Consider the following 13,052-nt stretch of genomic DNA (forward strand, 5'->3'; position numbering starts at 1 on the left):
TATCGATGCATCGACTTCTGCCGCTTGTTGCAGCTCTCAAATAGGCGCATGTGGCGACAGGCGCTGCTGGTTGCTCGATCACGGGGAGCAAGCTCCGCCGCCGACTTATAATGTCGGGTCCGCATTTCTCTCGCACGCCCGCTGCCGCTCCATGCCCGATCTGCTCGCCAATCTGAACCCTGAACAATACGCCGCCGTCACGTTGCCGAACGAACCGGCGCTGATCCTCGCGGGGGCGGGCAGCGGCAAGACCCGCGTGCTGATCACCCGCATCGCGTGGCTGATCCAGCAGGGCTACGCGTCGCCGCCCACCGTGCTGGCCGTCACCTTCACGAACAAGGCCGCGCGCGAGATGATGGCGCGCTTGTCCGCGATGATGCCGATCGACACGCGCGGAATGTGGATCGGCACGTTCCACGGGCTGTGCAACCGGATGCTGCGCACCCACTGGCGCGACGCCGGCCTGCCGCAGACCTTCCAGATCCTCGACACGGCCGATCAATTGTCCGCGATCAAGCGGCTGATGAAGGCGGCGAACGTCGACGACGAGAAGTACCCGCCGAAGAATGTCCAGTACTTCATCAACAACGCGAAGGAGCAGGGGCTGCGTCCCGACAAGGTCGACGCGACCGACAACTTCAACCGCAAGTTCGTCGAGCTGTACCAGGCGTACGACCAGCAGTGCCAGCGCGAGGGCGTCGTCGACTTCCCCGAGCTGCTGCTGCGCTGCTACGAGCTGCTCGCGTACAACGCGCCGCTGCGCGCGCACTACCAGGCACGCTTCAGGCACATCCTCGTCGACGAGTTCCAGGACACCAACAAGCTGCAGTACGCGTGGCTGAAGATGCTCGCGGGCGGCGAGAACGCGATCTTCGCGGTCGGCGACGACGACCAGTCGATCTACGCGTTCCGCGGCGCAAACGTCGGCAACATGCGCGACTTCGAAGACGAATTCCGCGTGCGCAACCTGATCAAGCTCGAGCAGAACTACCGGTCGCACGGCAACATCCTCGACGCGGCGAACCAGCTGATCTCGAACAACGCGCACCGCCTCGGCAAGAACCTGCGCACCGACGCCGGCCACGGCGAGCCGGTGCGCGTGTACGAGGCGAGCACCGATGCGCAGGAAGCCGGCTGGATCGTCGAGGAAATCCGCTCGCTGATCAACACCGGGATGTCGCGCAGCGAAGTCGCGGTCCTGTATCGCAGCAACGCGCAATCGCGCGCGATCGAGCACACGCTGATGACGTCGGGCATTCCGTATCGCGTGTACGGCGGCCTGCGCTTCTTCGAGCGCCAGGAAGTGAAGCATGCGCTCGCATACCTGCGCCTGATCGACAACCCGAACGACGACACCGCGTTCGTACGTGTCGTGAACTTCCCGACGCGCGGGATCGGCGCGCGCTCCATCGAGCAGCTCGCCGATGCCGCGCGCCTGTACGACTGCTCGATGGCCGCCGCGATTCCGTACGTGACCGGCAAGGCCGGCACGAGCCTCGGCGGGTTCGCGACGCTGATCGCGAAGATGCGCGCCGAGACGCAGCAGATGAGCCTGCCCGAGACGGTCGAGTACGTCGTGCGCGCGAGCGGCCTCGCCGATTTCTACCAGGGCGAGCGCGAAGGCCAGGACCGCCTCGAGAACTTGCAGGAACTCGTGAACGCGGCCACCGCGTTCGTCAGCGAGGAAGGCTATGGGCTCGACGCGCCGGCCCGCTCGATCCCGCTGCGCGCGGGTGCGATCGCGGCGCCGGAGCTCGGCGTGGACGCGAACGATCCGTCGGTCGACGTGCTCGATCCGGCGCCGCTCGACGACCCCGCGCAGAACCCCGACACGATGACGCCGCTCGCGGGCTTCCTGTCGCATGCATCGCTCGAAGCCGGCGACAACCAGGCGCAGGCCGGCCAGGACGCCGTGCAGCTGATGACGGTGCACGCGGCGAAGGGCCTCGAATTCTCGGCCGTGTTCATCACCGGCCTCGAGGAAGGGCTGTTCCCGCACGAGAACAGCGTGCTCGAATCGGACGGCCTCGAGGAAGAACGCCGGCTGATGTACGTCGCGATCACGCGCGCGAAGGAGCGGCTCTACCTGTCGTTCGCGCAGAGCCGGATGCTGCACGGCCAGACGCGCTACAACGTGCGCTCGCGCTTCTTCGACGAATTGCCGGAGCACGTGCTGAAGTGGCTGACGCCGAAGGTCGAGGCGGGCGCGCGTTGGGGCGGCCGTTCGGACAATGCCGGTTGGGGGCGCGACTGGTTCTCGCGGCCGGGCGGCGGCAGTCGCGAGCAGGTCGTCGACGCGGCGGTTTCCGCGCCGCTGCCGGCGTTCGCGAACAAGCAGCGCGCGGCCGACACCGGCTTTCGCGTTGGCCAGCAGGTGTTTCATACCAAGTTCGGCGAGGGCACGGTCACCGCGCTCGAAGGCAACGGTGCCGATGCGAAGGCGCAGGTGAAGTTCAAGCGGCACGGCGAGAAGTGGCTCGCGCTGGCGGTCGCGAAACTGCAGGCGGTGGAATGATGAGCATCGACATGGTCGGAACGGTTTCGACGCGCCCGCTCGGCATTCTGGCCGCGCTGCCCGAGGAGCTCGGCGACCTGATCGCCGCGATGCGCGCCGAGGGCGTGATGAAGACGATCACGCTCGGCCGCCGCGACTACCACCTCGGCACGGTGCACGGCGCGGCCTGCGTCGTCACGCTCGCGCGGGTCGGCAAGGTCGCGGCCGCCGCGACGGTGAGTGCGCTGATCCATGTGTTCGGCGTGTCCGGCGTCGTGTTCACCGGTGTCGCCGGCGGTGTGTCGCGCACGGTGCGCGTCGGCGACGTCGTCGTCGCCGATACGCTGCTGCAGCACGACCTCGATGCGTCGCCGCTGTTTCCGCGCTACGAGGTGCCGCTGCTCGGCATCACGCGGTTCGCGACCGACCTGGAACTGACGGCCCGCCTGAAGGCCGCATGCACGCTGTTCGTCGCCGAGGAGGGCGCGCGGTTCGCCGAGCGTTTCGGGCTGGCCGGCGCGTCGCTGCACGGCGGGCTGATCATCAGCGGCGATCGCTTCGTGTCGAGCGAGCGCGAGGTCGTCGCGCTGCGCGACGCGCTGCCCGACGCGCTCGCGGTCGAGATGGAAGGCGCGGCGATCGCGCAGGTGTGCGCCGAACACGACGTGCCGTTCGCCCTCGTGCGCACGATCTCCGATACGGCCGACGACCACGCGACGCAGTCGTTCTCGCACTTCCTGTCGGCGATCGCGAGCAGCTATTCAACCGGCATTCTCAAGCGTTTCCTGACGCTGCATGCGACGACGGCGGCCTGAAGCCGCCGCCGTCGTTTCCCTTCAAGCCAGTGACCAGCCGCGGCACGCATGCCGCGGCCGCCCCGTCACGCCTTCTTGCGGCGCGCGCTTTCCAGGTTCGGCAGGAACACCGTCAGCACGCCGATCAGCGGCAGGAACGAGCACACCTTGTAGACGAACGGGATGCTCGTCGCGTCGGCGAGCTGGCCGAGCACGGCGGCACCCACGCCGCCCAGGCCGAACGCGAAGCCGAAGAACAGGCCCGCGACCATCCCGACCTTGCCGGGCATCAGTTCCGTCGCATAGACGAGGATCGCGGCGAACGCCGACGCCAGCACGATGCCGATGATCACGCTCAGCACGCTCGTCCAGAACAGGTTCGCGTACGGCAGCAGCAGCGTGAACGGCGCGACGCCGAGAATCGACACCCAGATCACGTACTTGCGGCCGATCCGGTCGCCGACTGGCCCGCCGATCAGCGTGCCGGCCGCCACGGCCGCGAGGAACACGAACAGATGGATCTGCGCGGCCTGCACCGACAGGTGGAACTTGTCGATCAGATAGAACGTGAAATAGCTGTTGATGCTCGCGAGGTAGAAGTACTTCGAGAACAGCAGCAGCACCAGCACGCCGATCGCGGCGAGCACGCGGCGCGGCGACAGCGTCGGATGGCCGGCCGCCGCAGCCTTCTTCTTCATCGACGGATGCTTCTTGTACCAGTGGCCGATCTGCGTGAGCACGACCATCGCGACGAGCGCGGCCGCCGAGAACCACGCGATGCTGTGCTGGCCGTGCGGGATGATCACCAGCGCGGCGAGCAGCGGCCCGAGCGCCGAGCCGGCGTTGCCGCCGACCTGGAACAGCGACTGCGCGAGCCCGTGCTGGCCACCCGACGCCATCCGCGCGACCCGCGACGATTCCGGATGGAACACCGACGAGCCGCAGCCGACCAGGGCCGCCGCCACCAGCAGCGTCGGGAAGTTCTGCGCGGCCGACATCAGCAGCAGCCCCGCGAGCGTGAAGCCCATCCCGACCGGCAGCGAATAGGGCTTCGGCCGCTTGTCCGTATAGAGCCCGATGAGCGGCTGCAGCAGCGATGCGGTGATCTGGTAGGTCAGCGTGATCAGGCCGATCTGCGCGAACGACAGCGCGAACTGGCTCTTGAGCATCGGATAGATCGCGAGGATCAACGACTGGATCATGTCGTTGAGCATGTGCGAGAAGCTGATCGCGCCGAGCACCGGATAGACGGTGCGCGCGGCGGGTGGAGCAGACGGCTGGGCTGCGGCGGCGTTGCCGGCACCCGTATCGAGGCTGGTTTCCATGTGAGCTGAGCGAGTTGAGGTGACGGGACGCGCTCTGATGGGGATCGGCGCGTTCGAATCGTTGTTGCGTCAAAGAAGTGTAATGTGGCGTATCGAGAATGTCCGGCCAACTTTTATCGCGATTCGGACATCGCCGCCAGCCGCGGGGCCGGCTGATCGGCCATTCCACCCTTTTTTGGCCGGGTATAACGCAGGCAGCGCGTCTGCCGTGAGCGCGGGCACGCCGGGCTCGGCTCGGTGTTTGTCCGGACTCAAGGAATGGCGAGAGCGGCCGTAGAACGACGCAACGGCAACAGAGGCGCGCCGCGCACCGCACCGGCCACGAGCCGGGCGGGCATCACGGTAGCCGCCGGACCCGACCTGTCCGGCGGTGGGATCAACACGGGGATATATCGATGAAAGCAGCATCATTGCATCCGCGGCCGGGTGCGGCCACCAGCGCATCCGGTGCAGCCGCCAGGCCCGCCGCCGCACGACGCCCGCGCGCAGTCCGGCGCGAACGCCGGCCCTGGACGGTCAAGGCGACGTTGCGCGCGGCGTTCGCGATCCTGCTGGCCGGCACGCTCGCGATCGGCGTGTTTTCGCTATGGCAGATCAGCCGGCTGAACGCGTCGATCGCGTCGGTCTACGAGCAGGGGCACGTGGCGAGCCGCGCGGCGGAGGAAGTGCGCGCCGAGGTGCTGCGTGCGAGCCGCGCGCAGAAGATGCTGTTGACCGCGACCACCGCGAAGGAGCGCGACGACCTGGGCGCCGAGGTTCGCGCCGGGCTCGCGTCGATCGGCCAGGCGCTCGCGACGCTGCAGCATTACGCGGATCCGGCCGATGCGGACGATTCCGCGCGACTGCGCGCGTTCTCGATGGCGGTCGGCACGTGGAGCGGCCATCTGCGCGATTTCGTCGCGCTCGTGCAGGCGCAGCCGCTCGACCTGTCGCAGATGAACTGGCAGGTCGGCACGCAGGACGTGTCGCTGCTGGTCGAGACCGCCAAGCTCGAGAAGCTGGTCGCCATGCTCGTGAAGACGCGCGGCGCGAAGTCGAAGGCGACGCTCGATGCGTCCGCAACGATCTTCTCGTCGTCGTTCGCGATGATCGCGGCGATGACGGCCGCGCTGTTCGTGCTGGCGATCGTGATCGCGGAACGGGTCGTGCGCCGCCTCGCGTCGCAGCTCGGTGGCGAGCCCGCCGATGCGAAGGCGATCGCCGCCGACATCGCGCGCGGCGACCTCACGCGGCCAATCCCGCTGGGCCGCCACGACCGCGACAGCATGGTGCGTGCGTTGTCCGACATGCAGACCGGGCTCGCGGCGACCGTCGGCGAGATCGCCGTGAGCGCCGAGGCGATCGCGGCCGCATCCGGCGAGATCTCGACCGGCAATCTCGACCTGTCGCGGCGCACCGAGCAGCAGGCCGTCGCGCTCGAGCGCACCGCGGCCAGCATGGAGGAGCTCACGTCAACCGTGCGGCAGAACGCGGAAAACGCGCGGCAGGCGAGCGCGCTCGCGGCCAATGCATCGGCGGTCGCGGAAGCCGGCGGCGAAGTCGTCGGGCGCGTGGTCGCGACGATGAGCGAGATCGACGACAGCGCGAAGAACATCCGCGACATCATCGGCACGATCGAGGGAATCGCGTTCCAGACCAACATCCTCGCGTTGAACGCGGCGGTCGAGGCGGCGCGCGCGGGCGAGCAGGGCCGTGGTTTTTCGGTGGTCGCGGGCGAGGTGCGGCTGCTCGCGCAGCGCGCGGCGAGTGCGGCGAAGGAGATCCGTACGCTGATCGGCGCGTCGGTCGAGCGCGTCGCGAACGGCGCGGCGCTCGCGCATGATGCGGGCCGCACGATGGACGACGTGGTGCGGGCGGTCAAGCGCGTGACCGACATCATCGGCGAAATCTCCGCGGCGTCGGACGAGCAGAGCGCGGGGATCGACGAGATCGGCCGCGCGGTGATGCAGATGGATTCCGGCACCCAGCAGAACGCGGCGCTCGTCGAACAGGCGGCCGCCGCGGCGAATGCGCTCGACGAGCAGGCTCAGGCGCTCAAGTCGCTGGTCGGACGCTTTCGCATCGCGGCGTAAGCGCCCGGCCGCCGGCGCTTACGACTTCTTCTTCTGCTGGTCCGGGTCGATGATGACCGTGCAGGTCGTGCCCGCCGACAGCACCACGTCGGCCGGCACTTCGTCGATCCGGATGCGGACCGGCACGCGCTGCGCGAGGCGCACCCAGTTGAAGGTCGGGTTCACGTCCGCGACGAGGTCGCGGCTTTGCGGGTTGTCGCGATCGTAGATGCCGCGCGAGATGCTCTCGACGTGACCTTTCATCACGCCGCCGCTCATCAGCCGCATCTCGGCGGGCGCGCCGATCTTCACGCGCGGCAGCTTCGTTTCCTCGAAGTAGCCGTAGACCCAGAACGAGTGGCTGTCGACGATCGCGAGCTTCGCCTGGCCGGCCACCGCGTAGTTGCCCTTGAACGTCTGCAGGTTCGTCACGTAGCCGTCGACCGGCGCGACCACGCGCGTGCGTTCGAGATTGAGCTTCGCGGCGTCGAGCGCGGCGATCGCCTGCTGGTACTGCGCGTCGGCGCTCGACGCGCTGTGCGCCGCGTTCTCGCGGTTTTCCTTCGACACGACGAGCGCGTCGAGGTCGGCGCGACGGGCCGCGTCGTCGCGGCGCATCTGCAGTTCCGCGCGGCGGGCGGCGACGGCCGCCTGCGCCTGCTCGACCGCGATCTGGTAGTGCGACGGGTCGATCTGCATGATCAGGTCGCCCTTTTTCACGAGCTGGTTGTCATGCACGGGCAGCTCGACGATCGCGCCCGACACGTCCGGCGCGACGTTGACGATCTCGGCGCGCACGCGCCCGTCGCGGGTCCAGGGATCGTCCATGTAGTGCACCCACAGCGAGCGCCCGATCAGGATCGCGACGAGAAGGATGACGGCGGTCGCGACGAAGCCGAAGAGTTTTCTGAGCATCATGATGGTTCGGAATCAACGGTAAACGGCAAGACTCAGTCCGCCGCAAATGCACACGAGAAGGCACGCGCGGAACAACGACGGGTGCCAGACGTGACGGTAGAGGCCCGTATAGGCGAGCACGCGGTCGACGGCCCAGGTCGCCAGCGCACCCAGGACGAACATCAGGACCACCGTGGGCATGTAGGCATCGAGAATGGCGATTTCACGCGGCATCATGACGAGGCTCCTTGTTGGGGACGCACGGGGCGGTTGCGATTGAGCGGCTCGAGCGGCGATTCTGGATCGAGCAGCGCCGTGCGTACGAAATGCAGATGGCTCAGGATGCGCTGCAGCCGGTGGCGCTCGTCGCGTGACGGCGCAACGGCATCGAGCGTGTGCCGGGTCGCGTCGATCGCGGCGTTGACCGCCCCGAGCGTCGCGTCGAAGCGCGCAGCGCTCGGCTTGCTGAACAGCGCGGACAGCGCGGTGCGCATCGTCTCGATCGCGCGTCGCCACGGCGTCGTCGGCGCATGGCGCGGGTCGGACGGCAGCGTCGCCAGCTCGGCGCGCAGGTCGAGCACCGCGTTGCCCGTTTCCAGCACCGCGAACATCCAGCGCAGCGCGTCGCGCTGCACGTCGGGCTGGTCGGCCGACAGCGTGTGCGCCTGATACATCAGGTCGCGCGCGCCGCTCTCGAAGCGCGTGCGCAAGCCGGCCAGCCGGGCGTGGCACGCGGCGACCACCTGATGGCGCAGGTCGGCGAACAGCCGCTTCTTCAGCCACGGCGCGGTCGGCGGAAACAGCACCGCGAACGCGATCGCCGAGACCACCATCGACAGCACCAGCGCGAGCGCATCGTTCATGAAGCTCGTCGGGTCGTAATGCGTGATGTTGTCCGGGCCGGCGAGGAAACAGAAAAAGATCAGGTAGCCCATCCCGTAGCCCGCGAGCTTCGGCTTCATCGTCATGTAGATGCCGATCGCGAGCAGCGGCGCGAGCGCCACGCACAGCAGCGGGAAGCCGTCGATGTGCGGGTAGATGCCGAACATCAGCAGGAAACCCGTGCAGACGGCCAGGGCCGTCCCGATGCCCATCTGCGCGGACATCGCGGTCGGGCGCGGCGTCGACGACGCGAGCGCGCAGGTGGCCGCCGCCGTCAGCGTCATCGTCACGCCGCTCGGCCACGCGGTCGCGATCCAGAACCAGCCGAGCACGAGGATCACGGTCGCGGTGCGGATCGCGGCGATCACCATCGCCGTCACGTTGGTGCGCGGCTCGTAGCGCTCGATCCAGCGTTCGCGCTCATGCGTCGCCGTCGACAGCGACGCGTAGGTCGCCGCGTATTCGTGCAGGTCGGTGATGAAGCGGTACAGCAGCTCGGCGGCCGTGTCGAAGTCGAGCAGCGGAAAATCCGGCTGCGTTTCGAGCGCCGCGCGCGTGGCGCGGATCCGCCGCGGCAGCGCGTCGCGCCATGCGAGCAGCTGTTCGGCCGCGCGCGCCGCGTCGGTCGACGTGCGCACGGGTTCGCCGTTGCGGGTCAGGAGCGGCGCGATCTCGCGGAAGTACGGCTCGATCGCATCGATCGCGGCCTGTGCGCCGGCCGCGCGCAGCCTGTTCATCAGCTGGTGCAGCGCGTGGAAGCGGCTCGACACGCTCATGAACTCGCTGTTCAGCCGCGCGAGGCGGCCGCTGCGCATCCGCGTGTCCGGATCCTCGAACACGGCCATGCTGCGCGCGGCCTCGAAACCGACCACGTCGGCGACGAAGCGCGTATGAATCGTTTCGATGTGCGCGCGGTCGAGCTTGCCCGACAGCGCCGCCGCGACGTAGTCGACGAAGCCGCCGAAGCGCGTGCGTACCGTCGTGCGCATCTGCTGGCCCGTGTACTGCGGAAACACGAGCGCGCTGACGACCCCGGCCGACACGATCCCGATGATGACCTCGGACACGCGCGTCATGGCGCTCATGAACGCGCCGTCCGGATGCTGCGACGCGGGCAGGCCGATCAGCGCGGTCGTATAGCCGGCGAGCAGGAAGCCGTAGCTGCGGAAGTTGCGGTTGCGCGCGGCGCCGGCCGTGCACAGCGCGATCCACAGCGCGACCGCGAGCAGGAACAGCTGCGGCTGCTGCGGGAACAGCCCGACGAACGTGAGCGTCGCGATCAGCCCGAAGATCGTGCCGGCGACCCGGTAGAAGCTCTTCGCGAGCACGGCGCCGCTTTGCGGCTGCATCACGATGAACACCGTGGTCATCGCCGTCTTCGGCGCCGGCAGGTCGAGCCGCATCGACACGCCGGTCGCGATGAACGCGGCGAGCAGTGCCTTGAACAGATAGAGCCACGCGGCGCCGTCGTTGCGGGCCCAGTCGCCGAACGCGGCGTACCAGGCCGCGAGCGGGCCGCCGGCGGGCGTGGAAGCGGAGGAGGAGGCTGACATGACGGTCGCTCCGCGTTACCGTGCGGCCGGCGTGGCGCTCGCGCCGGCCGTCGCGACCTGCGCGGGCCGGGCGGGCCGGGCGATGGCCGCGACGGGCTTCGCACCCGATGCGGCCGCCGGCGCGGCGGCACCTGCCGCGGATTCGTCGCGCGACGGATGGTCGCCCGACGGATGGCCGTCCCACGGATGGCCGTCCCATCCGTCCTCGCCCGTTTCGACGCCGCCGCCGAGCGCGGCCATCAGCTGCGCGTGCGCGGCGAGGCGTTCCGCGTCGATGCGGGCCGCCGTCTCCTGCGCGCGCAGCAGCTGCTGTTGCGCGATCAGCACGTTCACGTAATCGGTCAGCCCGCGGCGGAAGCCTTCGCGCGACAGCTGGTAGCTGCGATCGTTGGCGGCCACCGAGCGCGCGGCGTCCTTCTTCTGCGTATCGAGCGAGCGGATCCGCACGACCTGGTCGGCGATGTCCTTCAGCGCGCCGACGACCGTCTGGTTGTAACGCTCGACCGCCTGGTCGTAGCCGGCATCGGCCGCACCGAGTTGCGCGCGCAGGCGGCCGCCTTCGAAGATCGGCAACGACAGCGCGGGGCCGGCCGTCCAGCCGCCGTTCATCGCGCGCAGGAAGTCGGTGAACGGCGCGGTCACGCCGAAGCCGCCGACCGTCGCGAGCAGGTCGATGTTCGGATAGAACGCGGCCTTCGCGACATCGATGCCGCGGGCCTGCGCGTCGACCGTCCAGCGGGCCGCGACGACGTCCGGGCGGCGACCGAGCAGGTCGGCCGGCATCGCGGACGGCAGGCCGGCCGGCGCGTCGAGCGCGAGGCTCGGCCGCTTGATCGCGTCGCCGGCGCCCGGGCCCTTGCCCGCGAGCGCGGCGAGCTGGTGGCGCGCGAGCTGGATGGCTTCTTCGTAGGTGTCGATCTGGCGCTCATAGTCGGGCAGCGTCGATTCGGCCTGGCTGACTTCGAGCTGCGTGCCAATCCCGGCCTGCAGACGCTTGCGCGCGAGATCGGCCAGCGCGCGCTGGCGTTCGAACGTCTCGTGCGCGAGGTCGAGCAGCGCGTAGTTCATCGACATGCCGACATACGCGCGCACGACGTTGACCTCCAGCTCGAGCTTCGCCGCCCGCGCGTCGGCCGCGGTCGCATGCGCGGTGTCGAGCGCGCGCTCGGTCGCGTTCTTGTCCTTGCCCCACAGGTCGAGGTGATACGACAGGCCGAGCGTGCCGGTGTTGTTCCACGTGTCGGTGTCGGCGAGCGGCCCCGGGCCGTAGTAGACGTTGTCGGGCCAGTGCTGGCGCATCAGCGACAGGTTGCCGTTGATCTGCGGCAGTTCCGCCGACCGGGCCACGCGCGCCATCGCCTGCGCTTCGCGCACGCGGGCCTCGGCTGCCGCGAGGGACGGGTTGCCGGCCTGGGCGGCGGCGATCCACGCGTCGAGCTGCGGATCGCGGTACGCGCGCCACCAGTCGGACGCGGGCCAGCCCGCGTCGCGGTCGGCCGCGCGGATGGCCGCGCCGGCGTCGAGCGCATTCGCTTCGATGCGGGTGGACTTGGGCTTGTTGTCGCCCATGCTCGCGCAGCCGGTCATTATTAATGAGACTGCAAGAACCGCCAGTGCCAGCGTCCCTTTTGTTGCCGGAGACCGCACGATTTTCTCCCTTTCGGATATAGATGAGTCGGATGCGATTATATTTTTCAGTGATTCCTGAATAAACGGACAACGGTGCAAGTCATTTTTACGAATCCTGAGATAATATTTGTTGGCCCCTGTGCAACAATCCACCCGGATTCAAAGGGGTAATGGGATGGATACGTTACAAAACATGCGGGTATTCGTCCGCGTGGTCGATGCGGGAAGCTTTACCGCCGCCGCTCAGCAGATGAATTCGACGACCGCCTATGCATCGCGCGCCGTGTCGGATCTCGAGGCGCACCTGCGCACGCGCCTTCTCAACCGGACGACGCGCCGGATCGCGCTGACCGAAGCGGGCGAGCGCTACCTGCAGCGCTGCGAGCAGATCCTCGCGTATGTCGATCAGGCCGAAGCCGAAGCGGGCGACGCGCACGCGCGCCCGTCGGGCAAGCTGAAGGTCCATTGCTTCACGAGCCTCGGGCAGCACTATCTGGTGCCGGCCATCGCGCGCTACCGGCAGCGCTATCCGGACGTGCACGTCGAGCTGACGCTCGCGCAGCGGATGCCCGACCTGCTCGACGAGGGGTACGACGTCGCGATCGTCGTCGGCCGCGACCTGCCCGATTCGGGGCTCGTGTCGCAGCGGCTCGGCGAGAGCTACAGCGTGGTGTGCGCGTCGCCCGGCTATGTCGACGCGCACGGCGCGCCGCATACGCCGGCGGATCTCGAGCAGCACATTTGTCTCGGGATGGTCGCGCCGGGCTTTCACTTCGACGAGTGGGCGCTGTCGGGGCCGCACGGCGACGAGGTGATTCCGATCACGGCGCCGCCGTTCCGCGTGAACGTCGCGGAGGCGCTCGCGGTGGCCGTGCGGGAAGGGATGGGGATCGGCGGGTTGCCGCTCTATTCGGCGATCGGTGGGCTGCGCAGCGGCAACATCGTGCGCGTGTTGCCCGAATACCGGTCGCACGTGATGAACATCTACGCGCTGTATCCGTCGCGCCAGTACCTCGACGCGAAAATCCGCACCTGGGTCGATTTCCTGCGCGACGAGTTGCCGGCCACCCTCGAAGCCGACGAAGCCGTGCTCGCGCAGTTCAGGGCTGCGACATGACGGCGCGCTCCACGCCGATCTGACGAGATTTGTCGTTCGTGCAACATTTTTTTACCATCGGCCGGCAGACAGTTTGATACTGTTGGATCATAGAGACATGGATCTGCCCACACCCGGAGTCGCAATGGATACGCAATTGATGATCGGCCTTGGCGTTCTGCTTGGCGCGGCGGCCGCCGCCGCGGCCACGCGGGATCTGCTGCGCGCGATGAAGGCACGCATGAAGCCGGTGCCGGTGCGGGTACGCGCGTCGTCGAACGGATCGCGCCGCGCCGACCGCTGATCGGGCGGCATGCCGGATCGGAAAGGG

The 13,052-nt window shown here is 68.5% G+C and carries 10 protein-coding genes; 5 read left to right on the forward strand and 5 right to left on the reverse strand.

Annotated features, from left to right (window positions below; genetic code table 11):
- Nucleotides 1-151: 151 nt before the first annotated feature.
- Together ABIC50_RS04405 and ABIC50_RS04410 are read left to right on the forward strand one after the other, a co-directional pair.
- On the forward strand, nucleotides 152-2,515 hold the full coding sequence (locus ABIC50_RS04405; protein WP_041491152.1) for a UvrD-helicase domain-containing protein: 2,364 nt from the start codon (nucleotides 152-154) through the stop codon (nucleotides 2,513-2,515).
- On the forward strand, nucleotides 2,512-3,309 hold the full coding sequence (locus tag ABIC50_RS04410; RefSeq protein ID WP_105830852.1) for a 5'-methylthioadenosine/adenosylhomocysteine nucleosidase: 798 nt from the start codon (nucleotides 2,512-2,514) through the stop codon (nucleotides 3,307-3,309). Before ABIC50_RS04405 ends, ABIC50_RS04410 begins: the two co-directional genes overlap by 4 nt.
- Nucleotides 3,310-3,374: 65 nt before the next feature.
- Here ABIC50_RS04410 and ABIC50_RS04415 read toward each other — a convergent pair whose 3' ends face one another.
- Entirely contained in the window at nucleotides 3,375-4,613 is a 1,239-nt protein-coding gene (locus ABIC50_RS04415) for an MFS transporter (protein ID WP_175707175.1), read from the reverse strand.
- A 395-nt stretch (nucleotides 4,614-5,008) separates the two neighbouring features.
- Here ABIC50_RS04415 and ABIC50_RS04420 point away from each other — a divergent pair, with 395 nt between their 5' ends.
- The gene (locus ABIC50_RS04420) at nucleotides 5,009-6,685 is read left to right on the forward strand and encodes a methyl-accepting chemotaxis protein (RefSeq protein WP_175701639.1); all 1,677 of its coding nucleotides are present in this window, start codon (nucleotides 5,009-5,011) and stop codon (nucleotides 6,683-6,685) included.
- A gap of 18 nt (nucleotides 6,686-6,703) precedes the next feature.
- Here the strand turns inward: ABIC50_RS04420 and ABIC50_RS04425 are convergent, their stop codons facing one another.
- From ABIC50_RS04425 to ABIC50_RS04440, 4 genes are read right to left on the reverse strand one after another with little or no spacing between them, the layout of a single operon-like run.
- The gene (locus tag ABIC50_RS04425; RefSeq protein ID WP_011656646.1) at nucleotides 6,704-7,582 is read right to left on the reverse strand and encodes an efflux RND transporter periplasmic adaptor subunit; all 879 of its coding nucleotides are present in this window, start codon (nucleotides 7,580-7,582) and stop codon (nucleotides 6,704-6,706) included.
- A gap of 12 nt (nucleotides 7,583-7,594) precedes the next feature.
- On the reverse strand, nucleotides 7,595-7,798 hold the full coding sequence (locus ABIC50_RS04430) for a DUF1656 domain-containing protein (RefSeq protein ID WP_006755504.1): 204 nt from the start codon (nucleotides 7,796-7,798) through the stop codon (nucleotides 7,595-7,597).
- Nucleotides 7,795-9,996, reverse strand: coding sequence for an FUSC family protein (locus ABIC50_RS04435; protein ID WP_354161884.1), 2,202 nt, complete (start codon nucleotides 9,994-9,996; stop codon nucleotides 7,795-7,797). The genes ABIC50_RS04430 and ABIC50_RS04435 overlap by 4 nt, the downstream gene beginning before the upstream one ends.
- 15 nt (nucleotides 9,997-10,011) lie before the next feature.
- Nucleotides 10,012-11,643: an efflux transporter outer membrane subunit gene (locus ABIC50_RS04440; protein ID WP_354161886.1), complete on the reverse strand. Its 1,632-nt coding sequence runs from the start codon at nucleotides 11,641-11,643 to the stop codon at nucleotides 10,012-10,014.
- A gap of 157 nt (nucleotides 11,644-11,800) precedes the next feature.
- On the opposite strand from ABIC50_RS04440, the gene ABIC50_RS04445 reads away from it, so the two are divergent.
- Together ABIC50_RS04445 and ABIC50_RS04450 are read left to right on the forward strand one after the other, a co-directional pair.
- Nucleotides 11,801-12,742 carry a LysR family transcriptional regulator gene (locus ABIC50_RS04445; protein WP_011656649.1) on the forward strand — a complete coding sequence of 314 codons (942 nt, stop codon included), beginning with the start codon at nucleotides 11,801-11,803 and terminating at the stop codon, nucleotides 12,740-12,742.
- A 97-nt stretch (nucleotides 12,743-12,839) separates the two neighbouring features.
- Nucleotides 12,840-13,025, forward strand: coding sequence for a hypothetical protein (locus tag ABIC50_RS04450; RefSeq protein ID WP_166726478.1), 186 nt, complete (start codon nucleotides 12,840-12,842; stop codon nucleotides 13,023-13,025).
- The last annotated feature ends 27 nt before the right edge of the window (nucleotides 13,026-13,052 follow it).

The organism is Burkholderia sp. 567 (genome assembly GCF_040545115.1).
Classification (GTDB): domain Bacteria; phylum Pseudomonadota; class Gammaproteobacteria; order Burkholderiales; family Burkholderiaceae; genus Burkholderia; species Burkholderia ambifaria.